The organism is Vibrio sp. 1978, assembly GCF_033344345.1.
In genome coordinates this window covers 33,732-48,867 of record NZ_JAWPOP010000005.1, presented here as the reverse complement: position 1 = coordinate 48,867, position 15,136 = coordinate 33,732, and the positions used below count along the sequence as shown (strand labels likewise).

Annotated in this window: 9 protein-coding genes and 1 pseudogene; 5 read left to right on the top strand and 5 right to left on the bottom strand. The window is 42.1% G+C overall.

The genetic code is table 11. The annotated features are described in order from the left end of the window. Positions 1–5: 5 nt before the first annotated feature. From R8N49_RS06800 to R8N49_RS06790, 3 genes are read right to left on the bottom strand one after another with little or no spacing between them, the layout of a single operon-like run. Positions 6–590: a response regulator transcription factor gene (locus tag R8N49_RS06800; RefSeq protein ID WP_318189903.1), complete on the bottom strand. Its 585-nt coding sequence runs from the start codon at positions 588–590 to the stop codon at positions 6–8. Next, entirely contained in the window at positions 574–1,671 is a 1,098-nt protein-coding gene (locus tag R8N49_RS06795) for an EAL domain-containing response regulator (protein WP_318189902.1), read from the bottom strand. Before R8N49_RS06795 ends, R8N49_RS06800 begins: the two co-directional genes overlap by 17 nt. After that, the gene (locus R8N49_RS06790; protein WP_186585362.1) at positions 1,655–5,320 is read right to left on the bottom strand and encodes an ATP-binding protein; all 3,666 of its coding nucleotides are present in this window, start codon (positions 5,318–5,320) and stop codon (positions 1,655–1,657) included. The genes R8N49_RS06795 and R8N49_RS06790 overlap by 17 nt, the downstream gene beginning before the upstream one ends. Before the next feature lie 447 nt (positions 5,321–5,767). Here R8N49_RS06790 and ylqF point away from each other — a divergent pair, with 447 nt between their 5' ends. After that, on the top strand, positions 5,768–6,712 hold the full coding sequence (ylqF, locus tag R8N49_RS06785; protein ID WP_005376521.1) for a ribosome biogenesis GTPase YlqF: 945 nt from the start codon (positions 5,768–5,770) through the stop codon (positions 6,710–6,712). Positions 6,713–7,049: 337 nt separating this feature from the next. Further along, complete coding sequence (cqsA, locus tag R8N49_RS06780) at positions 7,050–8,231, top strand: alpha-hydroxyketone-type quorum-sensing autoinducer synthase (protein WP_318111904.1); 1,182 nt, start codon at positions 7,050–7,052, stop codon at positions 8,229–8,231. Positions 8,232–8,334: 103 nt separating this feature from the next. Here cqsA and R8N49_RS06775 read toward each other — a convergent pair whose 3' ends face one another. After that, on the bottom strand, positions 8,335–10,380 hold the full coding sequence (locus R8N49_RS06775; RefSeq protein ID WP_258489305.1) for a hybrid sensor histidine kinase/response regulator: 2,046 nt from the start codon (positions 10,378–10,380) through the stop codon (positions 8,335–8,337). Positions 10,381–10,743: 363 nt separating this feature from the next. Between R8N49_RS06775 and R8N49_RS06770 the strand changes: the two are divergent. After that, positions 10,744–11,361 (top strand): annotated as a pseudogene (locus R8N49_RS06770) (HAD family hydrolase). 89 nt (positions 11,362–11,450) lie between these two features. Here R8N49_RS06770 and R8N49_RS06765 read toward each other — a convergent pair. Then, positions 11,451–11,999, bottom strand: a complete 549-nt coding sequence (locus R8N49_RS06765) for a GNAT family N-acetyltransferase (RefSeq protein ID WP_005376525.1) — start codon at positions 11,997–11,999, stop codon at positions 11,451–11,453. A 271-nt stretch (positions 12,000–12,270) separates the two neighbouring features. Here R8N49_RS06765 and R8N49_RS06760 point away from each other — a divergent pair, with 271 nt between their 5' ends. Beyond that, positions 12,271–13,395, top strand: a complete 1,125-nt coding sequence (locus tag R8N49_RS06760; protein WP_104976143.1) for an acyl-CoA desaturase — start codon at positions 12,271–12,273, stop codon at positions 13,393–13,395. 359 nt (positions 13,396–13,754) lie between these two features. Continuing rightward, a complete protein-coding gene (gene dcuC, locus R8N49_RS06755) occupies positions 13,755–15,122 on the top strand; it encodes an anaerobic C4-dicarboxylate transporter DcuC (protein ID WP_005376528.1) in 1,368 nt (455 codons plus the stop codon). Positions 15,123–15,136: the final 14 nt, after the last annotated feature.

The window sequence follows — 15,136 nt, the reverse complement described above, 5'->3', positions numbered from 1 at the left end:
CGGTCTTACGCCCCCGCCACTCTTGTTAGCTCAACAATGTTCTTTACGTTAAATTTATCCAATAGACGGCGTTTGTATGTGCTGACTGTTTTATCACTTATTGATAGCACTGAAGCGATTTCTCTATTGGACTTTCCTTGTAGTAAATACTTCATTACTGCACTTTCTCTGCTTGAAAGTTGTGACATTTCTCGAACGCTGTTAACAACTTGCTTAAATTTGAAGAAGGTATACCCCTTCTCTACCGCTTCTATCGCGTCTTTAAGAATGTCGTGATTTTCCGATTTACACACATAGCCATCAGCGCCAGAACGAAAAGCCATTTGGCTGTACATTTGGCTAGTTTCAGCGGAGAAGAAAATGACTTTGCCTTCATAACCATGGGATTTGATACGTTTGTAGAAATCAAACCCATCGCAATCTGCCAAGTTCACATCTAAGATCAACAGTTGAATTTCTTCCTTTTTCAATATTTGTAATGCCATCTTCGCTGATGTTGCAGTAAATACCCCATTTGTTTTACCTAACTCTTCCAACAACGACTTGATTGCAACACAAACGAGAGGATGATCGTCAAAGATCAATCCCATACTCACGTATCGCTTGCAGTGTGACTTCGTCTTCAATACCTTCCGCGACCAGTCGTATATTCAAACTTTTCGCTAACGCGCAAATAGCAACAACGATGTTGCGTTTTTTGATGTCGCATTCGACACCTTGTACAAACGAACGATCGATTTTTAACTCGTTGAATGGCAGTTGAGCCAGTTTTTCAAACGTCGATGAACCCGTGCCAAAATCATCTATTGAGACAGTGACACCGTTCATCCTCAACTTGAGTAAATTCTTGTACAGGGACGCGCTAGTCTGAAATGTATCTCGCTCTGTAATTTCAATGGTGATTTGTGATGGGTCAATCTCGCTCTCTGAACATTGCTGTAAAAAGTAGTGAGAGAACGCCGTATCTTCTAAATTTTCATGGTCTACATTGATGGATACGTTTTGCGTCAATCCGCGGTGTTTCATGTCATAGATAACATTACTCAATACAGCTTGAAACAACTCTCCTGAAAGGCGGCAACGCTCTACAATTGGCAAAAAATAATGAGGTGCTAACACACCATAAATGGGGTGATTCCAACGCGCGAGCGCTTCATACCCAAGCACTTTCCCACTTTGCACATCGACTAAAGGCTGGTAATAATTTTTCACGCGCCCTTCAGCCAGAGCAAACAGGAATTCTTGATCTTCCACTTCAATAGGTTGCGCAAAGCTGACTTGTTTCGCTTTTTCATCTTTTATTTTACCTAACAAATCAACGACTTCATTTTCATCGTATGGCTTAGGCAGCTTCCCTAATACTTCAAAACTAAATCCCTCGCACATGGCTCTTACCGCAGAAATAATGGTCAATTCCATTGCACTGACCAGTACAACTTGCCCCTGGTACTGGACTTTATCGAGCATTTCCATCATATCGATGCCGTCTTTTCCGGGCATTTGGATATCACAAAAAATTACGTCAAAATGTTGTTCCTGCACACTCTGAATAGCAGCATCCACACAGTTAAAGGGGATGACTTGCGCGCAATAGCGATCCAATATTTGCGAAAGTATTGTGGTTTGTAGCGGATGGTCATCAATCACCATCACATTAAGTTGTGTATTCATTTGTCTCTACCCAATAGTTTATGTTTTCGATCTCCTGCTCGATTCGTAAAATTAGCTCCGCTGTTCGCCTGTCAAACTCCGCAGCACTAACTCGTTCTGCCTCAATACAAAGCTCAGTCAGCATGCTTACCCCTATCGCCCCAACCGCTCCTTTGATGCCATGAATGACCCGTTTTTTGTCTCGCTCAGTCGATGCGGCGTTTAAGTTTTTTATATCTGTAGACATTGATTGACTAAACACGCGCGCAATCTCTTTTGCGTCCTGTGCTTTGAACCGTTTAATCCAGCCGGGCAGCCTACCCCTCTCTTTTTCGCCAATAAATGGAATCAAAACGGTTTTTAATTGATTAAGGTCATAGGGCTTGTAGAGCACATCATCAATGCCGATATCCTGTGTACGTTCAATGGCAAGACGAGCATCTTCTGCTGTCACACCGATGATTGGAATTGCTTTAAATTCGGAGTTTTTCACGTGCCTAACAAGCTCATAGCCATCCATTTCTGGCATATGAAAATCGGTCAGCAGCAACACAACGTTTTCATCTTGGTTGATGTATTCCCATGCTTCGCGGCCGTTATTCACAATGACAGGTTCGATTCCAAGTTCATGAAGCTGCATTGCTATCACACTTTGGTTAATGGGATTATCTTCTGCGACCAGTACCGTGCCGAGAACCCAAGAAACCACTTCTTGATTTGCGTCACTAAGCTTGGTTTCTTGCTGCGTTTGGCTGAGCAAATTGAACAATGTATCTGGATATTGAAGCTCTCTTAGCGTAAGACTGCCAAGTACCCTTTGTTCGTCACGCAGCATTAGGCCATTAAAACTGGCATCGCTGTCGTGTATAGGGTGAAGGTTCGCCACCATTGTTTTTAACGTCGCTGGACGCATTTTCCACGCGTCACACCACTGGCGAACATTAAGTGGTAAGCTCTCGCTATACGTCCAGTTCAAACAAACGTCTGGCTCAGAGTCGCAATGCTCAATTGGCAGTCTGACGGTAATCGTCGTGCCCAAGCCAAATTGTGAATCGATGCAGAGCACGCCGCCCATGCTGTCGATCAATCGGTCAACAATGCTTAGCCCCAATCCAGTACCGCCATATTTACGCGTAATAGTGTCATCCGCTTGAACAAAAGGATTGAGAATGCCTTCGAGTTGGTCATCCGTCATGCCGATACCTGAATCCGCCACTTTCAAAATAAGCTGCTTTTCATGAAGAATGACACTGATTCCAACCTCTCCTTCGGCAGTGAATTTCACCGCATTGGAGAGCAGATTGGTGGTAATTTGCACCAATCGCAGCGCGTCGATTTCAATGAAAGCATTCGAAAATGGTTTGATTGTCACTTTGTAATCCAAACCTTTCGCAAGCGCTCGTGGTTCAAAGCTTCGAAACACATCGCACAAGGTTTTAAGCAAGTCGGTCTTAACTGGGGCGACGGTTAAGTGCCCTGCCTCTAACTTTGAATAATCCAGTACTTCGTCTACTAGCGTATTCAAATGATTGAGCGAGCGTATGGCTTGGGCAATTAACTCGCGATTTGAATCTGCCATCACTTGGCGATTTAGCAAATCGAGGATGCCGTGTGCTGCCGACAATGGCGTTCTTAATTCGTGACTCATGGTTGCCAAAAAGTTTTCGCGCGCACGTACCGCGGTTTGCGCTTCTTTTTGCGCATCGATTAACGCCTGCTCACGTTCTTTTTGCTGGGTAATATCTTGAATAACAGTCAGTACAAACTTGTTCTTACCGCTAGGAGAAGCGATGACTTTGCGTTCTCGATATACATGTTTAATATCAAGTTCACAGCCCGATGAGGCAACCTCTTCTGAAACACGCTTTCCAGCAATAACAGTGGTCAGTTCATCAAAATTATTCACCAGAGGAGCGTGCGTAGAATCACTTTTCAACTTACATTGTTGGCACTGTTTACTGTTGTAGTTGGCACAATTACTCATCTCCATATGGTTATTTTCACTATGGATAAAAACCAAGCTATTGATCTCTTTGATTATGTCCATCAGCCATTGCTTTTCCGCTTCCTCATTGTCAGCATTAAATTCGGCTAACCTCACTTTAAGTCGCATGTGAGATAAGATGAAATACGCCGCAATTAACATGAGACAGAATATGAATGAACCAGCAACAACAAATGTAGCGATCTGCTCCGCGTCATAGCCATAAGTCAGTTTGAAGCTTCGGTGAGAACGCAGCAGTTTTTCGATCTCGTTAGAATCAATGGTTTCGATGATGCTGTTCAACATGTGTTGAAGTTGTGTATTGTGGTTTGCAACCGCAAATGCATTAGAGAACGTCAAAACGTCCTCCGCATTGATCACCAAGCCATCGACTTGATCTTGTGCAATCATGTTGTGAACGATGTCGTCAGGAATGTAAGCCACATCCAAAACGCCCGATTTCAAATCGGTAAGCAGCTTTTTCAAATCATCATAATGATCAACTTGGCCTTGCTGCCAAGTGCCCAAATGAACTAACCCTTGCTTTTTCAAAGTGAGCAGAATACCCGCTTCTTTCAGTGCAGATTTATCGCGCTTGCTCTGCTCCGCTTGGATAGCCACGTAATTACTGTGCATGAATGGTTTAGTGAACAACCAGTCTGACTTAGGTAGATCACCCACATAAGAGATGGGGACTATATCGGCATCAAATGCCGTTAATCCATTGGAAAGGCTCGACGTCGGTTTCACATACTTAAAGCTCAAGCCAGTACGAGACTGCAATAAGTCGATGAAGTCTGGAAAGAAACCGTCTAACTCACCCGTTTGCGAATCTCGGTAGAGAAACGGATAAGCTTCGTCACTGCTGCTGTAAGTTATCACTAGTTTGTTTTGATGATTACGTCGGTAATCTACCAATAACTTATCACTGATATGGTAAGGATTTTTCGAGGCGACGGAGCGAATGTTTTTTCCATTTTGCTCCCACTGAAGGATTTTGTTGATGTCATCGATCAGACGTTGTTTGTCCAACGAAGCGATAAAACTCACCTCTTCGTTTTTCAACCAACTGGGAATATCGACAACCCCTTTTACAATGTCATTCAAATCCAAATATTGGGTAATACCAACATAAGTGTAAATCAGCGCGTTCGCTTTACCTCGCTTAACTTCATTAAACGCCTCTAAACGTGTTTTAACGTAATGTATCTTATCGATACCGCGTTCAGTGAGGTTGTCACAATATACACTGCCCTCAACACACACCCATTTAAGATCACGCGCATCACTATCTCGGTAAGTGGCATTCCGATACCAAACAGCGATAGTGCTCGAAAAAAAAGGCATCGAAAACAAGAAACGCTTTTCTCTTGCTGCTGTTTTACTAAATCCAACCGCACCATCAATCCTCTTGCTTTCGACATCCGCAAGTAAAGACGGAATATGCTTGTAAGTCCGAAGTTCTAACTCATAATCCAAAGCTTTAGTAATGTTAGACAAATACTCAAGACTAATTCCGTACGAAGGACCAACGCTACCGTCAAACGAGTCTTTAGCTTCGTCTTGCGCAATAACACCAACGATGACCTTCGGTTTAGGACTCTGTTTGGCAGTTGAGCAAAAAGAACTCGCTAAAAAAATTAAGGCGACGGACGATACCGTAATACTTCTAAGAATACTGAGCATGACTGCTTCCTCTGAATGGAAGCTCAGACTAGTTTTTGTCAGATAAAAGTCAAACTTCGCTCAATAGCGAAATAAAAATAAAGCTTTGATATAAAACCAAAAAACCAAAATTCGTCAGAACAATCTGACAACACAATCCACCTTTGACTACACAGTGTTTGCGTTCGGTCTCTCACCCAGACGGATATTCACTGCGAGTCGGTATACATAAGGGATGTGTGCTTTTAGGTTTGCACGCCATAGCTTTTTACTTTCATCTTGAATGATTCATCATCATTCCATGATAAACTGGCGTATTAACATGAAAGAAAGCTCAACTCCGCGGTTTCGAGCAGCTTGAAGTAAACACAGTTTTAGAAAATGCGTTCTAGTATTGTGTCACTCAAGATTCACATTGCTACTTTTACAACCGCTGGAGCATTAGAAAAATTAAGGTATTAAATTCAAATGGTTAATAACTCAATCCAGTGGTTTCCTGGCCACATGCACAAAGCACGTAAAGAGATCGAAGAAGCAATCCCTCAAGTGGATGTGATCATCGAAGTACTGGATGCTCGTATTCCTTTCAGTAGTGAAAACCCTTTGATTTCTCAAATCCGTGGTGACAAACCTGTCGTTAAAGTTTTGAACAAACGTGATTTGGCCGATCCAGAATTAACTCAACTGTGGATTGAGCACTTGGAGCAAGAGCAACATGTAAAAGCAATGGCGATCACGACTTCTGAACCACAAGAAGTGCACCGAATCATGGAGCTTTGCCGCAAACTTGCCCCACACCGAGAAGAAATTGGTAAAAACATTCGCACCATGATCATGGGCATCCCAAACGTTGGAAAGTCGACGATCATTAACACCCTCGCAGGTAGAACAATCGCTGTAACAGGTAACCAACCCGCGGTTACACGTCGTCAACAACGTATCAACCTGCAAAATGGCATCGTATTATCTGATACTCCAGGAATTTTATGGCCAAAAGTGGAAAATCCACACAGTGGCTTCCGCCTTGCGGCTACCGGCGCGGTAAAAGATACAGCGATGGAATATGACGAAGTCGCATTCTATACCATTGAATACCTAGCAGCTCATTATGCAGACAAGCTTAAAGAGCGTTATCAAATTGAAGAGCTTCCAGAATCAGATATCGAGATCATGGAAGAAATTGGTCGTCGCCGCGGTGCACTACGTGCAGGTGGACGTGTTGACTTGCACAAAGTATCAGAGATCTTATTGCACGAACTTCGTCAAGGCACTTTGGGCCAAATTACATTAGAACGCCCAGAAATGATCACTCAAGAGCTGATTGAAGTCGAGATTGAGACCGCCCGTAAAGAAGAAGAAAAAGCGAAGCGTAAAGAAGAGCGTCGTAAGCGCTATTTACGTAATAAGCGATAAGCTTGTCTCTTATCTACTCATGTTTCAAGGCGCGATTTTCGCGCCTTTTTTGTTATCTAATGCGCCCATTTTTTTCACTTTTCAAACTTTATATTCCTCATCCAAAATCCCAGATATGAAGCACGAAAAAACACCGCAAAATCGCCGTATAAACTTTAAGCACAAACTAGTTTAGACCCCGGGCCCCTATAGAGTTACAGCCACCATCCAACCCTCAAATGTCGAGTTTGCAAGGGTCTGCAAACTTATGCAACCTGGTTAGTGACACTCTCCCCAAAATCCTCAATATGAATAAGTGTCAGCGCTGGCGTTTTTCCATATGAAGAAGAGATTTATTATGAGTGAAACTATACAAAGCAAACCACTTCCCTCCTTTATCGAGGAACGCCTAGATTTTTATATTCAAGATCTAATCGAACCGAATGAGAACAAAAAACACCTTGTTCTTGGTAAACGCCCACCGTGTAATGCCGTTGTCCTGCAAAGCAATGATTACCTTGCACTGTCTCATAATAAGGAGATTCAAAACGCGCATCGTGATGCGATTTCCCAACACGATGACAACGCCGTGATGTCCGCGATTTTCTTACAAGACGATGAATCGAAACCTGTATTTGAAACGCAACTAGCCAGTTTCGTTGGTATGCCTAGTTGTCTACTTTCTCAATCTGGTTGGGCTGCGAATGTCGGTTTATTGCAGACTATTTGTGCACCGAACATACCTGTGTACATTGATTTCTTTGCACATATGTCTTTGTGGGAAGGCGCACGTATTGCCGGAGCACAAATTCATCCGTTCATGCATAACAACACCAGTCACCTAAGAAAACAGATTTCACGTCACGGTTCAGGGATCATTGTTGTGGATTCGGTTTACAGCACTATCGGAACCATCGCTCCTCTACGTGATATCTACGAAATAGCACAGGAGTTTGACTGCGGCCTGGTTGTAGATGAATCACACTCTTTAGGTACACACGGTCCACAAGGTGCGGGGATACTGCAGGGTCTTGGCTTAACTCATAAGGTAGATTTTATTACCGTTAGTCTTGCCAAGACATTTGCTTATCGTGCTGGCGCGATTTTAGGCCCAGAAAAACTGGCGAAGACGCTTCCATTTGTGGCGTACCCTGCAATATTTAGTTCTACCGTATTACCGCAAGAGATCATTCGGCTAGAGAAAACACTGGACGTCATAAGAAAATCAGATGATAAGCGAGATATTCTGTTTGAAAGAGCCAAGTCTTTAGCCGTTGGTTTAAAACGCATTGGATTTACTATTCGCAGTGAATCACAAATTATCGCATTAGAATGTGGTAACGAGAGAAACACTGAGCGAGTCCGCGACTTTCTCGAAGAGCGAAATGTTTACGGCGCAGTGTTTTGCCGCCCTGCAACTGGAAGGAACAAAAACATCATCCGTTTTTCAGTCAATGCAGACATGACAGCTGCTGAAGTTGATCATGTACTCACTGTCTGCCAACAAGCATTTGCACACCCTGACTTAGAGTTTGTGTAAGTTAGTGTGTAGATAAAACTAAAGAGCTCAACAGTTTTGCTGAGCTCTTTATTCGTGTTATTCGTTGTGAGCAACTCGCCTCAAGAAAACAAGTCGCGAATGATTAGATCCAGTTTGCGATTTTATCGAACAAACGATTTTTATCCGCCGGTTTTACGATGAAGTCAGACATACCCGAAGACCCAATTTTGTCCAACGTGACAGGTGAACTATCCCCTGTATGTGCAATAATAGGTACCGACGCATAGTTTTTATCCGAGCTTCGAATTCGCCTAGACGCTTCTACACCATCCATAATTGGCATTTCGATATCCATCAGAATGAGATCAACATCTTCTTGCTCTAGTGTATCCAGAGCCTGCTGCCCGTCTTCTTTCTGAATCACTTCAAAGCCTTGCTTTTCAAGTAACATTGCCGTGAATTTACGCAAAGATTCATTATCATCCACGACCATAATTGTGCGCTTATTTGAATTATCTAACGTCACCGAGGCCGTTGGTGTCGATACATAGCTTGAATCATATAAGAGACGCTCAATAGTTGGTTTAGTATTCAATAACCAGGCTTGCGTTTCGATCCAAATAGGTTCATATGCAGCCTTACGTGCTCTCTGAGTCGGATGATGCTCAAAAAGATAAACTATGCGTGCTTCAGTGAAAGACAAGAGAGATTCTAATCTATCCAATTGGTTTGCTCTTGGATCTAAGCTCTCAAGATCGATAAAAATCAGATCGAATTCGAACTCGTACTCTTTCTTTTTGAGTACTTGGTTGGCATCTAAAATCGTCGAGTCAAAGCCCATAAAACGGCTAATATCTGTTACTTTAGACACCAAGATATCTTGGCTAGTCACCGTTAGAATGGTTTTGAGTTTAGTCAGATCGTTTTTGATTTCAGTAACGGTATCAGATGTCGTTAGTGGGAAAGTTAACGTAAATTGAGACCACTCCCCTAACTGAGATTGACACTCAATGTTCCCCCCAAATGAACGCATGACTTTTTTACAAAACGGTAGACCCAAACCATAACTTCCTGATTTGCCAGTGGTGTAAAAGTCTTGAAAGATATTGCGTAGAACATCAGGAGCAATGCCAGCACCATTATCGGTTACAACAATTTGATTAAAGCGTTCTGAACTTACCATGGATACATGTATGTGAAAATCTTCAGATTTACGGTGATGGAAGGCATTCTTGAAGAGGTTATACATAACGTATTTAAGTAATGTATCACTACCTAGAAACTCAAACTCACTTCTCGCATCCAGCGATATGGCAAATCGATCAGTGGCACGTTTATAACTGAAGCTTTCAATTGCCTGTTCAACGACCGAGTGAACTGAATATTTTTTGAAGCTAGAACGAGAAACTCGATTTTCATCAATCGAAGTTAGCAATAAATCGATGGTTTCATTACCCGATTGGATAATGTTCATTGCATCCTGACTCACTTCACGTAATAAGGTGACATCCTCTACACTCATGACGTACTGCTCTTTTCCTGCCTCTTTCATGTTGGGCAAGATCGACTGGATAACATCTATTGAAGTGCAAAGCCCACTCAACGGGTTACGCATTTCATGTGCGATCCCTGCCCCGAATGATTTTGCCAGCGAGACTTTCGCTTCATGTTCAACTTGGTTACGAAAATAGAACAAATTACCGAAGACATAAATAAACAGAAAGATTGGCACATGAGTCCAATCCATGGTCAAGTCAAGATGGAACCCTTTTGCAACCCAAGCGAAGAATGTTGCTAAACCTATCCCAGCAAAGGTTTGAGCAAACATGACCCTAGTAACATGAACCAGTAAAATGTGTAAGAAAATTGCAGACATAAACGACATAACCCATACATTGGACCAGTCATTCATCAGTAACATATAAAAAAAGAAAAACGGTAAGCACAGCGTTATCGTCACTTGGTAGTAAATAGGAACATAATCTCTCCAAGTCGATGATAAGCGGTTTCTAAAAATGATGCCGAAAAACAATAACGAGCAAAACAATCTAAGAGGTAAATTTTCATAAGCCTGTGGAAAGGCAAACTCCCAGACAAAGTAGTACAGCGGAAAGCCAAGAAACCCCATCCAGCCAACGAGAGTTAGGTTTGGTTCTGCATATTGATAAACCTTACGTATCGAGTCCATATAATCTGTTTTGCTTACTCCGCCTGACGCACAATAGTGTGATTTTGATTCACTTTTATCGTTTTATTATTAACTAATTATATATTAATCATCATTTATAAGCAGCGCGAAATGACGTAAACAGCTCGCAATACTTATCTTTAGTTTCAATCTTTTAAGACAGCTACACTTGATTTACAACCAAATAAACAAAGTTGCATATAGTTTAGTGCAATTTTGCGATAATCGCTCTGTATCCAATTGGATGTTAATCTCATTTTGTGTAAGAAACTTAAGTCGCGCCTTTGGCACGACTTTCCAACGATTCAAAAACAGCACTCACCGCATATAGCGTGGTGAAGAACAATTGGCTTGGGGTGTGTTATGAATTCTGTCCAGATAAAAAATGTCATTTTTGATGTAGGTAATGTGTTGGTACGCTGGTCTCCAGTAGAAATCGTTCGCTTAACATTTGGTGGTTCCGTAGAATCAGAGAAAATGGCTCAGATGCTATTTTCATCACAAATCTGGAAAGATTTAAATAAAGGGACGATCTCCGAAAGGGAAGCAAAACAGCGTTATCAACGTGAACACCAAGTAACGACGGAAGAAATGGACCGCTTCTTTTATTATGTAAAACACACTCAAATATTACTTTACGGCAGTATAGAGCTGTTAAAACGAGTAAAAAGAGCCGGATATGGCGTATATGCGCTCACAGACAACATCAACGAAATTGTGGAACATCTTCGTACTACCTATGAGTTTTGGCCACTGTTTGATGGAGCAATCATCTCTTCTGAAGTTCAATTACTAAAACCACAAGCGGAGATCTACCAAACTCTACTTTCAAAGTATCAGCTTAACCCCGAAGAGACAGTATTTCTTGATGACATGCCTTACAATGTTGAAGGTGCCTAAGCAGTTGGCATGGCTGCTATTCAGTTTGAAAATGCTCAGCAATGTGAGCTCGAACTAAAAGCCATGGGGGTTAACTTCTAGAAAGCTTTCAATAAAACATAACGTTAGGGTGCATAAACAAAAAAGAGCAGTGTTGAGACTGCTCTTATCTAATGTTTTAGAACGCTAGGTTAGGAGTAAATCACGTTTTCCTCAATCCCACTAACTAATGACTGGGCGTTCTTCCAACGGAATACTTTTTCTAACACCTCTTTGCCATCAGGTGCGCGCCAAGTTCGCTCTTGATCCTCTTGACCACCAATGTGGCGATAGAATTCAATCGCAGAAATGTTTTGCGACACAACTTCTAAATAAAGACCTGTGTCTTTAAAGTACTGCTGTTGCCATTCTGCGACAGCAAGTAATAGCTGCTTACCAATCCCACGACCACGGTAACTGTCATCAACATGCAATGCGTCAATAAAGGTTCCACGCTCGAAATCATGGTTGCCGAACACACAAACAAAGCCAAGTAGCAAACCTCCCTCCTCCGCCAAGACAATGTGCTGATTGAATGGTGGGTTGGTCAAACGGGTTTGCCAAATCAGTAGTTTGTCGTCAATCGCTTCTTTCTCAAGATAGTTATCACTAAGAATGCCACGGTAATGACGCTTCCAGCTATCCGCATGAAGATGCGCAATGCGCTCGTAGTCCTTATATTCCGCTAATCGTAAATCCATTACGTATTCCTATTTTCTTACATTTTTGCTTCTTTATAGAGTCTCGGTATATTCCACCTTTATAACTCTTGTTTCTTGGCAGATTTTATACACCTTAAGCCAGAGCTCATTTTTTAATACTACTCATTATTCAATTAAAAGCAAAATATCCCATCAAGTTCCTTAATCTACACCCAAAGGAATAGTCACATTTGTCTAACTTTAATTTGACTTACATGTGTACGCTGATATTCTGGCGAACAGTTGTTAGCTCAAAGTTAGGGATACACCTGTGACTCAAAACAAACCACCTGTTATCTGGTTGAATACATTAATATTTTCTGCCAGTTTTGTTCTAACTTTTATTGTAATGCCTTGGTATGCATATCATTTTGGGCTGGGTTGGGAACATCTAATTTGGGGAGTGATTGCATTTAGTTTTACTAACCTTTCTATTACAGCAGGCTATCATCGTCTCTGGAGCCACAAAACATACGAAGCTCATCCTATTTTGCGCGCCATTTTTGCGATTGGAGGAGCATTTTCTTTGCAAAATAGTGCATTACATTGGTCTTCTGATCATCGTGTGCATCACAAACATGTCGACAATAACGATAAAGATCCGTACTCAGCCAAGCGGGGTTTTTGGTATTCTCACATTGGGTGGATGTTACGTGATTACAATAAATCAAAGGAAAACGAATATACAAACTGCCGTGACCTAAAGCGCGATAAAATCGTCATGTGGCAGCATAAGTATTATGTTCCACTTGCCCTACTGACTAATATTGGTTTCCCAGTCATACTAGGACTGATCTACGGTGATATCTGGGGGATGTTATTGGTCGTTGGTGCAGCTCGACTCTTTATGAGTCACCATACAACTTTTTTCATTAACTCCCTCGCACATATTTGGGGTAAGCAAACTTTCACAGACAAAAACACTGCTCGCGATAATGGTGTACTCGCCTTTTTCACATTTGGAGAGGGTTACCATAATTTCCATCATATTTTCGAGAATGACTATCGCAATGGCGTGTATTGGTGGCATTACGACCCAACGAAGTGGTTGATAAAGTCATGTTCTTGGCTAGGACTCACATCTAAGTTGCGCACAACGCCTACATTTAGAATTGAAAAAGCCCGTGCGAGTCAACTTTTGAAGAAAGCAAGAGAAAAGCTAGAATCTAAACCGAACACGCAAACGATCCTCGATCAGCTACAGCAAGAGTTTGATACTTTAGTTCATCACATGCAGGAATACTACGAGATGCGCAAAGAAGTACTCGGTGCCAAAACTGCCAGTGTGGTAAAAAAATACGAATGTTCTGTAACAAAAATGAAGTATCAGCAAATTAAAGCAGAGTTCGAACGGCAGCAGCGTAGTTGGAACCTTATGGTTCGTCGATACGCATAGTTTATCCTCATTCTTACGATTACTTAGCTTCGCTTCGGCGAAGCTTTTTTGTTGTGAAGAGTGTTTTCCAATAATTGCTTATTGAGTAAAGTCTTTTTCCTATTGTGAATCAATTCACTCATTATTCATTCACTTTCCTAGTCATATTTTCCTTCCTATAAATAGCTTCAAACCAGCACATAACACTTAGAAAACCAAATTCCAACAATACAATCTAACGAAATTATTTATTAAATTATTATTTGTCTCAGATCATGCAAGCCCCATATTTGTCTCGTGCCACAGCTAAGAATTCTGTAAATTCCTTGTCATAAACTGAAACAGTTTCTTTCTTTTTTACATAACATTCGGAGATCCCTATGTTAGAGCTCTTAATTGGCTTAGTGGTTACCATTGCGGTGGGTTACTTTATTGTCAAAGGCTATAAAGCTGCAGGCGTGTTACTGACAGCTGGTATTGCTTTACTTCTTATGACTGGCGTTTTGGGGCACGACGTGCTGCCGTCAAAAATCACCTCAACTGGTAACATGGTGACAGATGCGCTTGAATACGTGAAATACATGCTTCAATACCGCGGTGGCGGTCTTGGTATGCAAATCATGCTGCTTTGTGGTTTTGCGTCATACATGACTCATATCGGCGCGAACAACGTGGTAGTGAAACAGTTCTCTAAACCGCTTTCTGTCATCAAGTCTCCTTACGTCCTTTTGGTAGCGGCTTACATTGTGGCGTGTTTAATGTCTCTTGCGGTAAGTTCTGCAACAGGCCTTGGCGTACTATTAATGGCGACATTATTCCCAATGATGGTCGCGATGGGCATTTCTCGTCCAGCAGCCGTTGCAGTGTGTGCCTCTCCAGCGGCAATCATCCTTTCTCCTACTTCTGGTGATGTTGTTATCGCAGCAGAAAAGTCTGGTTTAGAGCTTGATGTGTTTGCGGTACAAACTGTGTTGCCTGTTTCTATTTGCGCAATCATCGTCATGGCAGCGGCAGCGTTCTTCTGGAACAAATACTTAGATAAGAAAGAAAATACACCAATGGAAAAAATTGATGTATCAGAGATCAAAGCTGACGCACCAGCGTTTTATGCAGCTCTTCCTTTTCTACCTATCATCGGCGTTTTCCTATTCAACGGTCGTACCATTCCAGGACTTAGTCTAGACATCTACACTATTGTGGTTGGTTCGATTTTCCTTGGAGCTCTGATCCATTATGTTGTAAATAAGTTCGATGGTAAGAAATCACTAGAAGATTTAGATTCTTGTTACGCAGGCATGGCTGACGCGTTCAAAGGCGTTGTGATGCTTTTGGTTGCCGCAGGGGTTTTTGCACAAGGTCTGATGTCTATCGGAGCTATCGATAACCTACTTCATCTAGCAGATAATGCTGGTGCAGGCGGCGTTGCTTTAATGCTTATTCTAACTGCATTGACAGTTGCAGCAGCAATTGCAACGGGTTCGGGTAACGCGCCTTTTTATGCGTTCGTGGAGTTAGCACCATCTTTGGCTGCGAAAATGGGATTAAACCCTGCTTTCCTAATTATCCCGATGCTTCAAGCATCAAACCTAGGCCGTACTATCTCACCAGTATCTGGCGTAATCGTTGCGACATCAGGTATGGCAAACATCAGCCCGTTTGAGGTTGTAAAACGCACATCCGTTCCAGTTCTAGCAGGCCTTATCACGGTGATTATTGGTACTATGGTGCTTGTTCCAATGAGTGCCTAACGGTATTGCCACGA

Coding starts and splice junctions, on each gene's coding strand:
- dcuC (WP_005376528.1), top strand. CDS start 13,755: ATGTTAGAGCTCTTAATTGGCTTAGTGGTTACCATTGCGGTGGGTTAC.
- R8N49_RS06800 (WP_318189903.1), bottom strand. CDS start 590: ATGGGATTGATCTTTGACGATCATCCTCTCGTTTGTGTTGCAATCAAG.
- cqsA (WP_318111904.1), top strand. CDS start 7,050: ATGAGTGAAACTATACAAAGCAAACCACTTCCCTCCTTTATCGAGGAA.
- R8N49_RS06765 (WP_005376525.1), bottom strand. CDS start 11,999: ATGGATTTACGATTAGCGGAATATAAGGACTACGAGCGCATTGCGCAT.
- R8N49_RS06790 (WP_186585362.1), bottom strand. CDS start 5,320: ATGCTCAGTATTCTTAGAAGTATTACGGTATCGTCCGTCGCCTTAATT.
- R8N49_RS06775 (WP_258489305.1), bottom strand. CDS start 10,380: ATGGACTCGATACGTAAGGTTTATCAATATGCAGAACCAAACCTAACT.
- ylqF (WP_005376521.1), top strand. CDS start 5,768: ATGGTTAATAACTCAATCCAGTGGTTTCCTGGCCACATGCACAAAGCA.
- R8N49_RS06795 (WP_318189902.1), bottom strand. CDS start 1,671: ATGAATACACAACTTAATGTGATGGTGATTGATGACCATCCGCTACAA.